General features: G+C 39.7%; 9 protein-coding genes. 8 read left to right on the top strand and 1 reads right to left on the bottom strand.

The window, feature by feature from the left end:
• Nucleotides 1–148 precede the first annotated feature (148 nt).
• Both I6F53_RS12920 and eno read left to right on the top strand, forming a co-directional pair.
• On the top strand, nt 149–1783 hold the full coding sequence (locus I6F53_RS12920; RefSeq protein ID WP_010553216.1) for a CTP synthase: 1635 nt from the start codon (nt 149–151) through the stop codon (nt 1781–1783).
• A gap of 276 nt (nt 1784–2059) precedes the next feature.
• Nucleotides 2060–3358, top strand: coding sequence for a phosphopyruvate hydratase (eno, locus tag I6F53_RS12925; RefSeq protein WP_024589994.1), 1299 nt, complete (start codon nt 2060–2062; stop codon nt 3356–3358).
• A 406-nt stretch (nt 3359–3764) separates the two neighbouring features.
• Here the strand turns inward: eno and mutH are convergent, their stop codons facing one another.
• Nucleotides 3765–4436 (bottom strand): DNA mismatch repair endonuclease MutH, encoded by a 672-nt coding sequence (gene mutH, locus I6F53_RS12930; RefSeq protein WP_197239802.1) that lies wholly within the window; start codon nt 4434–4436, stop codon nt 3765–3767.
• A gap of 530 nt (nt 4437–4966) precedes the next feature.
• Here mutH and rppH point away from each other — a divergent pair.
• The 6 genes from rppH (at nt 4967) to galU (ending at nt 11260) form a co-directional block, all read left to right on the top strand.
• Nucleotides 4967–5485 carry an RNA pyrophosphohydrolase gene (rppH, locus tag I6F53_RS12935; protein WP_002958704.1) on the top strand — a complete coding sequence of 173 codons (519 nt, stop codon included), beginning with the start codon at nt 4967–4969 and terminating at the stop codon, nt 5483–5485.
• A 29-nt stretch (nt 5486–5514) separates the two neighbouring features.
• The gene (gene ptsP, locus I6F53_RS12940) at nt 5515–7779 is read left to right on the top strand and encodes a phosphoenolpyruvate--protein phosphotransferase (protein ID WP_197239804.1); all 2265 of its coding nucleotides are present in this window, start codon (nt 5515–5517) and stop codon (nt 7777–7779) included.
• A gap of 90 nt (nt 7780–7869) precedes the next feature.
• Nucleotides 7870–8679 (top strand): sulfite exporter TauE/SafE family protein, encoded by an 810-nt coding sequence (locus tag I6F53_RS12945; RefSeq protein ID WP_197239806.1) that lies wholly within the window; start codon nt 7870–7872, stop codon nt 8677–8679.
• Nucleotides 8680–8692: 13 nt separating this feature from the next.
• The gene (lgt, locus tag I6F53_RS12950) at nt 8693–9496 is read left to right on the top strand and encodes a prolipoprotein diacylglyceryl transferase (protein ID WP_007583122.1); all 804 of its coding nucleotides are present in this window, start codon (nt 8693–8695) and stop codon (nt 9494–9496) included.
• Between the two features lie 10 nt (nt 9497–9506).
• Nucleotides 9507–10358: a thymidylate synthase gene (locus tag I6F53_RS12955; protein ID WP_076923555.1), complete on the top strand. Its 852-nt coding sequence runs from the start codon at nt 9507–9509 to the stop codon at nt 10356–10358.
• Nucleotides 10359–10381: 23 nt separating this feature from the next.
• Nucleotides 10382–11260 (top strand): UTP--glucose-1-phosphate uridylyltransferase GalU, encoded by an 879-nt coding sequence (gene galU, locus I6F53_RS12960; RefSeq protein WP_166420206.1) that lies wholly within the window; start codon nt 10382–10384, stop codon nt 11258–11260.
• The last annotated feature ends 286 nt before the right edge of the window (nt 11261–11546 follow it).

Raw genomic sequence — 11546 nt, forward strand, 5'->3', positions numbered from 1 at the left:
AGTGCACATTTTTTGTGCGTGCATTAGCTAATTTTAGCTGGATTGATAAGCAGTGTTTTGGTACAATTTCGCCCCGTCTTGATGATATACCCTTAGGCTCTTCTTTGGGTGTTATATTCCTTTTAATTCCTGATATTCTAGGGTTCGCATGAGTACAAAATTTATCTTCGTTACTGGCGGAGTTGTTTCTTCGTTGGGTAAAGGTATTGCCGCAGCTTCACTGGCCGCTATTTTAGAAGCCCGTGGTTTAAATGTTACCATTTTAAAGCTGGATCCTTACATCAACGTTGACCCAGGCACAATGAGCCCAATTCAACACGGTGAAGTTTACGTTACAGAAGACGGCGCAGAAACTGACCTTGATTTAGGTCACTACGAGCGTTTTATTCGTACCAAAATGACTAGTCGTAATAACTTCACACAAGGCCGTGTATATGAAGACGTATTACGTCGTGAGCGCCGTGGTGAATACCTAGGCGCTACTATTCAGGTTATTCCACATATCACTAACGATATTAAGCAACGTGTATACGACGGTGCTGAAGGTTATGATATTGCTATTGTAGAAATTGGCGGCACTGTAGGTGATATAGAATCACAACCGTTTATTGAAGCAATTCGTCAGATGGGAACTGAAATTGGCCGCGAACGCGCGCTATTTATTCACTTAACGTTAGTGCCATTTTTAGGCCCTGCAGGTGAAGTTAAAACGAAACCAACTCAGCACTCCGTTAAAGAGTTACGCTCAGTAGGTATTCAGCCAGATATTCTTATTTGTCGTTCAGACCGTAAACTACCTAATAATGAGCGTGCAAAAATCTCATTATTCACAAACGTAGAAGAAAAAGCGGTTATTTCATTACCTGACGTAGACAGCATTTATAAAATTCCAGCGCTATTAAAAACGCAAGAATTAGATAACTTTGTATGTCGTCGTTTTCACTTAGATCCACCAGAAGCTGATTTAGCTGAGTGGGAACAAGTACTTTATCAAGAGTCTAACCCAACGGGTGAAGTGACAATTGGTATGGTTGGTAAATACACTGAATTACCAGATGCGTACAAATCGGTTAACGAAGCATTAAAACATGCGGGCCTTAAAAACCGTTTAACAATTAATATTCAATACGTAGATTCACAAGATTTAGAAAACAAAGGTGTTGAATTACTTTCACACTTAGATGCTATTTTAGTACCAGGTGGATTTGGCGGACGTGGTGTTGAAGGTAAAATTTTAGCAGCTAAATACGCACGTGAAAATAAAGTACCATACCTAGGTATTTGTTTAGGTATGCAAGTAGCACTAATTGAATATGCACGTAATGTTGCAGGCTTAACGGATGCAAACTCTACAGAGTTTAATGCAAATTCAGAAGCGCCAGTAGTTGGCTTAATTACTGAATGGCTAGATGCTGAAGGTAATGTTGAAACTCGCAGCGAAAAATCTGATTTAGGTGGCACTATGCGTTTAGGCGCACAAAAATGTCATTTAACGCCAGGCTCTAAAGTACGCGAAGTATATGGCAGCGACGAAATTGTTGAACGTCATCGTCATCGCTACGAAGTAAATAATAACTTTGTAGAAATACTTGAAAAAGCAGGCTTAAGCTTTACTGGTTTATCAGAAGATAAAAAACTAGTAGAAATTATCGAGAATAAAGATCACCCTTGGTTTATTGCCGCGCAGTTCCATCCGGAATTCACGTCAACTCCACGTGATGGTCATCCGTTGTTTGAAGGGTTTGTAGCAGCCGCGCATATCCACCAAAAAGCAAATTCGTAATTTTAAAAAGCCGTGCATATTGCACGGCTTTTTTGTTTTAAGGGCTGACCGATACCAATTTTATTAAAAACATGAGCATTGTATCGCATTAAATAACTCACTCACTGGGTTAAAAATTACTCATATAGAACAACTATATGTCATAATTTCTGCCTTGTTATTGAGCTGTTTTCTTAGCGCTATAATAGCTCACTAATTAAATGCAATTGGTATAAACTATATAAAACGTAGTAAAGTTAGCTGAACTCACCATTTTGGGAATATAGAGGAATCAAGATGTCAGAAATCGTAAAAGTAATCGGTCGCGAAATTATGGACTCGCGTGGTAACCCAACTGTTGAAGCAGACGTACATTTAGCAGATGGCTCTTGGGGTCGTGCAGCAGCACCTTCAGGCGCATCTACTGGTACTCGTGAAGCATTAGAGTTACGCGACGGTGATAAATCACGTTACTTAGGTAAAGGTGTATTAAAAGCAGTTGGTTATATCAATAACGAAATTGCTGATGCTTTAAAAGGCCAAAGTGCATTAGATCAAAGCGCTGTAGATAAAGTGATGCTAGATTTAGACGGTACCGAAAATAAAGAAAAATTAGGTGCAAACGCAATCTTAGCTGTATCACTAGCAACTGCGAAAGCAGCTGCACAGTCTAAAAAAGTTGAGCTTTATGAACATATTGCTGACTTAAATGGCACACCAGGTGTTTACTCTATGCCACTTCCAATGATGAACATCATCAATGGTGGTGAGCACGCAGATAACTCTGTAGATATTCAAGAATTCATGATCCAACCTGTTGGCGCTAAAAACTTCCGCGAAGGCCTACGTATGGGCGCTGAAGTATTCCACAGCCTTGCTAAAGTACTTAAAGCTGATGGTCACTCAACAGCGGTTGGCGATGAAGGTGGTTTTGCACCTAACCTTGCATCTAACGAAGCGGCTCTTGCTGCAATCAAAGTAGCTGTTGCAAACGCAGGTTACGAGCTAGGTAAAGATATTACTTTAGCGATGGATTGTGCTGCATCTGAGTTTTACGACAAAGAAGCAAACATCTACGATCTTAAAGGTGAAGGTAAAAAATTCACTTCTGAAGAATTTAACTTCTTCTTACAAGATCTTACTAATCAGTACCCAATCGTTTCTATTGAAGATGGTCTTGATGAGTCTGATTGGGATGGCTTTGCACATCAAACTAAACTAATGGGTGATAAAATCCAATTAGTAGGTGATGATTTATTTGTAACAAATACTAAGATTTTAAAACGTGGTATCGACAACGGTATTGCTAACTCAATCTTAATTAAGTTTAACCAAATCGGTTCTTTAACTGAAACTTTAGCTGCAATCAAAATGGCTAAAGATGCTGGTTTTACTGTTGTTATTTCTCACCGTTCAGGTGAAACTGAAGATTCAACAATTGCTGATTTAGCGGTAGGTACTGCTGCAGGTCAAATCAAAACAGGTTCATTGAGCCGTTCTGACCGTGTTGCAAAGTACAACCAATTGCTACGTATTGAAGAGCAATTAGGTGATAAAGCACCGTACAATGGTCTTAAAGAAGTTAAAGGTCAGTAATTCTATTTTATATAGAATCTAATTTTTAATTTTAGATGATAAAATCCTCGCATAAGCGGGGATTTTTTATGCCTGATACTTTTATTCAAAGAGATGAAAATAAGTTGTAGGCGTTAAAAGCTTGCTGACGCGCGCACGCAGTGCGAAAAGGGTGAACAACAAAAACGAAAACTCTTTATTTAAGCCTCAAATTATTTTATTAAAAAAGGTGAAATACCTTGTAGGCGTTAAGCTTGCTGACGCGCGCGCAGTGCGAAAAGGGGGATCAACAAAAACGTAAACTCTTTATTTAAACCTCAAATTATTTTATTAAAAAAGGTGAAATACCTTGTAGGCGTTAAGCTTGCTGACGCGCGCACGTAGTGCGAAAAAGAATTTGCTTAACTCATAATATTTTCTGCACAGCTCAAAGCTGAAACTGTTGCTTTAAAATATCACCCGTAAAACTGGTTTTTAAATAAAAGCCACGGGGTAGGGTTTTAATTATTTGCCCATTTGGGCCAATAGCATCAGTGACTATTTTACTATGAGCAGCTTTGGGGCGTATTTGCATCGCATCGCCTAAATGGCCTGATATTTCGTCGACTCTACCTAGCGCAATTAGCTCCATTTGTTCCTCCCAGTCACGCTGTAATAAAGCGTCTTGTTCAGGCGTGGGTTGCCACAAAAAGCCGCTGCCGATGGTTCTATCAAACGGAGCAATATCTCGCTCACTTAATATTGGCAGCCATAAAACATGATTTAGTTTTTTACGTACAGAGCTGGTATGCCAGGTCATTCCTGTAACGTTCATTAAAGGTGTAACCGATACAAAGGTCGTTTCTAGTGGCCTACCTTTATAAGAAATAGGGAGTGTTTTTAGCTCAATGCCTAAATCTTCAAAATCTGGAACTGGTTTTGAACCTGCCGTAGCACCCAGTACATATTCAATTAGCTGGCCAGTCCAACCTTTTTCACGCAGCAAATCATCAGGGGTTTTAAAATTATATTGGCTAGCAATTTGGCCTAAGGTCAATCCAGCAATACTATTTACGCGCTGCATTAAGTCATTAATTGAAAGTGGTTTTGATGGTCGCATACTATTAATTTCGATTGAATAAATACCATAGCCATGATAGCAAATTGACTAAGCCGTGGATATCTCTAGGGTTGTGTGTTTTTTGCTCGCTTGTTGTTTGTGTTAATTTTGAACATGTTTTAATTAGAGTGCTTTACTTTAAGTTACTGACTCACTTGAGTTTTTTAAAGCTATACGTTCAGTTTTGATTAAGCCGTTTAAAAGTTGTAAGGATAAATACAACTATATGAACATGTTTATCCACAGAATCTGTGGAGAACACGAGTTTTTCGATCTTGTATTGTGGATTTGTTTGCAAAATGAGCGCGTTTTATAAAAGTTATGCACAAACTGTGAGTAACTAGAGGAAAACAAGAACCGCAATAGCTTCACTTAGTTATTTTTCAAATATTTACTCACTTTCTATTAATTTATTGATGCGCTAAAAGCTCAAACTTAGCTAACTAATTGGCTTGGGTATAATAGTATTTGCCGTATTGCGGCTAATGTGGAACAATCATAAAAAATCGACTTACAAATGAGGCACTAAGGTGATTGATGCCGAAGGTTTTCGTGCCAATGTCGGAATTGTGATTTGCAATAATCAGGGACAGGTTTTTTGGGCCAGACGTTATGGTCAACACTCTTGGCAATTTCCCCAAGGTGGTGTTGATGATGGCGAAACTGCAGAACAAACCATGTACCGTGAATTACACGAAGAAGTAGGGTTGCGACCAGAAGATGTAGAAATAGTCGCAAGCTCAAAACATTGGTTACGCTATAAATTACCCAAACGATTAATCCGCCGAGACTCTAGTCCGGTGTGTATTGGGCAAAAACAAAAATGGTTTTTACTAAAGTTACGCTGTAAAGACGAAGATGTAAATTTACTCAAAACCCATCACCCTGAATTTGATGATTGGCGCTGGGTAAGTTATTGGTATCCTGTAAGACAGGTTGTATCGTTTAAACGGGATGTTTATCGACGTGTAATGAAAGAGTTTGCTCCTTTCGCGATGCCTTTTAATAAGAGAGAACAACATAAAGATCATTGGCGAAGCAAAAGGTAGTTAATTTAGAATAAGTAAAGGAGCAGGACATGCTGGCTACACTGAGATCTATTGCGGAGTCTGTATCGCGACAAGCGAATTTAGACAGTGCATTAGTGTGCTTTGTGCAAATGGTTAAAGATGCCATGAAAACCCAGTGCTGCTCCATTTATTTTGCAGATTACAGCCAAGACAATTTTGTACTTATGGCAACCGAAGGGCTAAACCCCGATGCGGTAGGTAAGTTTAGAATTGGTTTTACCGAAGGTTTAGTTGGCCTAGTAGCGCAACGCGAAGAACCTATTAATATTGCATTTGCTAAATCGCATCCTCGTTTTAAGCTCTCTCCTGAAGTAAACGAAGAAGGCTATAACGCTTTTTTATCTGTACCTGTCGTTCATCAAAAAAAAGTACTGGGCGTTATTGTTGTCCAACAAAAAATGGCACGTGTATTTAGCCAAGACGAAGAATCGTTTTTAATAACGCTTTCTGCCCAACTTGCTTCACAGTTAGCGCATGCTGAAATTAAAGAAATACTACGCCAAGATGAGTCATCTCATCAAACGTCTGTTTTAAAAGGTGTATCGAGCGCACCAGGAATAGGCATAGGGCAAGCATTTGTTGTATTACCAAAACTCGATTTTAAATCTATTGAGCTTCTAAAAGACAGTGACGTTACTGAGCAGCGCCGTTTGTTTACTCAAGCTGTAGCTGCAACGCGCAAAGAATTTAACACCCTATCGATGACGCTAAGCGATTCTATTCCGCACGAAGCTCTTGCGGTATTTGATGTGTATCAACAATTACTTGATGCTAAAAGCTTAGGTCATAATGTCGAAGTGCAATTACAAGAAGGCTGGTGTGCTAAAAGCGCCCTAAAAATTGTAATAGAGCGTTTAATATCTCAATTTAATGCCATGCAAGACCCTTATATAAAAGAGCGTGCTGTTGATGTTAAAGATATTGGCCTTCGTGTATTGCATCATCTTGTTAATACCGAGCACGCTGTTAAAAACTATCCACCCAATACAATTTTAATTGCTAACACTTTAACACCCGCCATGCTTGCTGAAGTGCCAAAAGGTCACTTAACTGGCGTTGTTAGTGTAAATGGCTCTGCAAATAGCCATGCGTCTATATTAACGCGTGCGATGGGCATTCCTGCTATTTGGGGTATAGAGGATTTACCCTTACTGCAGTTTAATGGCAAGCCGATGATTTTAGATGCATTTGCTGGGCGTTTATATATATCGCCTTCACAAATGCTGATGGACGAATACACAGAGTTACAGCATCAAGATAACCTACTAAATAACCGCTTTTTAGCAGAGCAAGATTCAGAATCAATTACGCTTGACGGTGAGCATGTTAGCTTATTATTAAACGCAGGCCTTGAGCTTAATACTGAGCAAAGTAGCGCGCATATTTGTGACGGTGTGGGGCTTTATCGAACCGAAGCGTGGTTTATGCAAAAGGGTCAGTTTCCTTCGCAAGCAGAGCAAGAAAACTGGTACCGAGAAGTACTAACTAGCTATCATCCCAACCCAGTGGTTATGCGTACATTGGATATTGGGGGCGATAAGGTACTTGATTACTTTAATATTACTGAAGAAAACCCATTTTTAGGTTGGCGTGGTATTCGTATTAGTCTTGATCATCCAGAGTTATTTTTAGACCAACTAAAAGCGATGCTTAAAGCAAATATTGGTTTGGGTAATTTAAAAATAATGCTCCCTATGATCAGTGGCACTGAAGAAGTTGATGAGTCACTTGCGTTATTTGAGCAGGCTTATTTTGAGTTAAGTGAAAAATACCCAGAGCAAACCATAGAAAGACCTGATATAGGAATAATGCTAGAAGTACCTTCAAGTGTATTTATGCTTCCAGAGTGGTCAAAAAAAGTCGATTTTTGCTCAGTAGGTAGTAACGATTTAACACAGTATTTATTAGCAGTAGACAGGGCTAACGCACGTGTAGCCGAACTTTTTAACCCTTATCACCCTGGTGTACTAAGAGTACTAAATAAAGTGGCGCACGAATGTGAGCAATATGAACTGCCATTTAGTTTGTGTGGTGAACTAGGCGGCGATCCTGAAGGGGCTATTTTACTTATCGCCATGGGCTACAGGCGCCTTAGTATGAACTTATCATCGCTTAATAAAGTAAAGTGGGTACTTAGGCGTTTAAATGTCAGTGACATGGAACAACTACTAAGTGAATGTTTAGCGCAATCGACAGCTAAACAAGTACTACGTTTAACGCGAAGCTTTATGCTAGAGCATAAATTAGGTGATTTGTTTTACACCCCCAAATAATACTGTACACCTAATTAATTTGCATACACAGATGCTATTAGTTTTATAATCCTTTAATATATAAACCTTCAAAGGGTACTTGAGATTACTATGTATGACTTAGGTTTGTTAGTCGCAAGCTGCGCACTACTAGGCTGTATTGTTGGGTTTTTAGCTGGGTTACTAGGCATTGGCGGCGGTTTAATTATCGTTCCAGTACTAAGCACTCTGTTACTCTCATTTAATGTAACGTCGGCTGATCATGTATTAGTAATTGCTATTGCAACCTCACTCGCTTCTATTTTATTTACTTCAACGTCTTCAGCGCTGGCTCATCATAAAAATGATAACGTGCCTTGGGCAATCGCCCCGTGGGTTATGTCGGGTGTGGCTTTAGGCGCACTTATTAGTGGCTTTGCAGCAAGTTTAATCCCTGAACAAATATTACGTACAGTGTTTGCTATAAGTGTTGTATTTATTGCAGCAAGAATGGTGCTCTCCGCGCGTAATAAACCGATGTCAGAAAAACCGTTGCCGGCAGGTCCTATTTTAGGGGGCGTTTCTGCAATAATGGGCGGGTTATCAGGTTTAATAGGGATTGGCGGCGGAGCTTTAATAGTACCGATGCTTAATTATTTTTCGGTTGATATAAAAAAAGCAATTGGCTGCGCGGCGGCCTGTGGAATTGTTATCGCATTATTTGGTTCTATTGGTTACATCAGCGCAGGCTGGCAGGTTACCGATTTAGAACATGGTTTTGCTGGGTTTGTTTATTTACCTGCATTATTTGGAATTGTTATTACTTCGTGGTTTGTTGCGCCTATTGGCGCCAAAGCAACTCACTATTTACCTGTTAATACAATTAAGAAAGTTTTCGCGATACTGCTTGTAGTTATCGCAATTAAAATGGTTTTTAGCTAAAGGTTTATTTTTTATGGCACTTGAATTTCCTCAAATTGATCCAATTATTTTTTCTGTTGGACCGCTAAGCGTACGTTGGTACGGATTAATGTATTTAATTGGTTTTGCATTTGCAATGTGGTTTGCTAATCGTCAAGCATCAAAACCAAATTCGGGTTGGACTAAAGACCAAGTAAGCGATTTACTGTTTTACGGCATGTTAGGGGTAATATTAGGCGGGCGTATTGGCTACGTATTGTTTTACCAGTTTAGTTATTTTATAGAAAACCCATTATATTTATTTAGAATAGATCAGGGTGGTATGTCGTTTCATGGTGGAACGCTGGGCGTTATAACCGCCGTCGCAATTTTTTCGTGGACGCGTAAAAAGTCACTGCTTCAAGTGGGCGACTTTGTTGCTCCGCTTGTGCCTGTTGGCTTATTAGCAGGGCGTATTGGTAACTTTATAAACGGTGAGTTATGGGGCCGAGTTACCGACGTGCCATGGGCAATGGTATTTCCAACGGGCGGTCCGCTTGCGCGTCACCCATCGCAATTATACGAAGCATTTTTTGAAGGTTTAGTGCTGTTTTTAATCCTACAATGGTTTATTAAAAAACCACGTCCAGCAGGCAGCGTAGCCGGTGTGTTTTTATTAGGTTACGGCGTATTTAGATTCTGTATTGAATATTTCCGCCAACCCGATGCACAACTCGGTTTATTCGCCGACTTTATTTCAATGGGACAAATATTGTCACTTCCTATGATTGTAGGCGGCTTAGGTTTATTAATTTGGGCATATAAGCAACCACAACACGTTAAAACAGCTAAGGCATAATAAAAACAACATGAAACAATATTTAAAATTATGTCAGCGTATTGTTGACGAAGGTCAGTGGGTCGAAAACAAACGTACAGGTACGCGTTGTTTAACCGTTATTAATGCCGATTTAGAATACGATGTGGCTAATAATAAGTTCCCAATGATCACTACGCGCAAAAGTTACTACAAAGCAGCGATTGCTGAATTGCTAGGATATTTACGCGGGTACGACAGCGCTGAGCAGTTTCGTGAAATTGGCTGTAAAACTTGGGATGCCAATGCGAACGATAACAACGCATGGCTTAATAACCCTAACCGTAAAGGTGAGGATGACATGGGGCGTGTTTATGGCGTACAAGGCCGTGGCTGGCAGCGTCCAGATGGCTCAACGCTTGATCAACTTTCCAAAGTTATTAATAACTTAAAAAATGGCATTGATGACCGTGGTGAAATAATTACGTTTTATAATCCAGGTGAGTTTGAGCTTGGTTGCCTGCGCCCGTGTATGCATACGCACACTTTCTCCTTACTTGGCGATACGCTATATTTAACGTCATATCAACGAAGCTGTGATGTGCCGCTTGGCCTTAACTTTAATCAAATTCAGTGTTTTGTGTTGCTTGCGTTAGTGGCTCAAATTACCGGCCACAAAGCGGGTAAGGCGTATCATAAAATTGCTAATGCACATATTTACGAAAACCAACTTGAGTTGATGCGAGACGTGCAGTTAACGCGTGAGCCATTTGCATCACCTCAGTTAAAAATTAATCCAAAAATTAAATCGTTAGAAGACATAGAAACGTGGGTAACACGAGACGACTTTGAAGTAACAGGCTATCAATGCCACGAAGCGATTCAATATCCATTTTCAGTATAATAAAAGATTAAGGAAAACATAAAATGAAAGCAGTGATCCCAGTAGCGGGCCTTGGTACTCGTATGTTACCAGCCACTAAAGCAATTCCTAAAGAAATGCTTCCAGTGGTAGACCGTCCTTTAATTCAATATGTAGTAAACGAAGCTGTTGCTGCAGGCATTAAAGAAATAGTGTTAGTAACGCACTCAAGTAAAAATTCAATCGAAAATCACTTCGATACAAGTTTTGAACTAGAAGCTACTTTAGAAAAGCGTGTTAAGCGGCAACTACTTGCCGAAGTGCAAGCAATCTGCCCTAAAGACGTAACCATTATTCACGTACGCCAAGGTGAAGCAAAAGGCTTAGGCCATGCTATTAGTTGTGCAGCGCCTATTATTGGAAACGAACCGTTTGTAGTTATTTTACCAGATGTAATTATTGATGATGTAGAGAGCGATCTTAAAAAAGATAACTTAGCAGAAATGATCGCTAATTTTGAGAAAACCAAGCATAGCCAAATTATGGTAGAACCAGTACCAATGGCGCAAGTGAACCAGTTTGGTGTGGTTGATTTAGGTGATGTTGACTTAAAGCAAGGTGAAAGCTCGCCAATTATTAATATGGTAGAAAAGCCGCCAATAGATGAAGCACCATCAAACTTAGCGGTAGTGGGTCGATACGTATTAAGCGAAAATATCTGGCCGTTACTTGCAAAAACTCCGCAAGGTGCAGGCGACGAAATTCAATTAACTGACGCAATTGCGATGTTAATGGAACACGAAAAAGTAGATGCATACGCTATAAAAGGCCGTAGCCACGATTGTGGAAGTAAAATTGGTTACTTAAAAGCAACGATTGAATTTGCACTACGCCGTGATGAATTTGCCGATGAATTAAAATCATTTATCAAAAAACTGATTTAACATTTAACGAAAAACATGAAAGGCGCCTATAGGCGTCTTTTTTTATGAGTTTTATCAGGGCCTGTTTATCTTTCGAGGTTAAATTTGCAGCAGGCTGTTTGGTATTTAGGCAAGGCAGAGCCTATGTAGTGTGGTTATTCCCCATAAATAGGCGATAACGTAGCATAAATGCCAAACATGCGCTGCCCGAAGGGTTCTGCCTCGGGGCAATTTACTCTTTGTTGCCTACATGGATGTCATAGGTAAGATCTTAAGAAATTGAGTTGAAGCTCAATTCATGATCAAA

It is taken from the genome of Pseudoalteromonas sp. SWN29 (genome assembly GCF_015864465.1).
GTDB lineage: Bacteria > Pseudomonadota > Gammaproteobacteria > Enterobacterales > Alteromonadaceae > Pseudoalteromonas.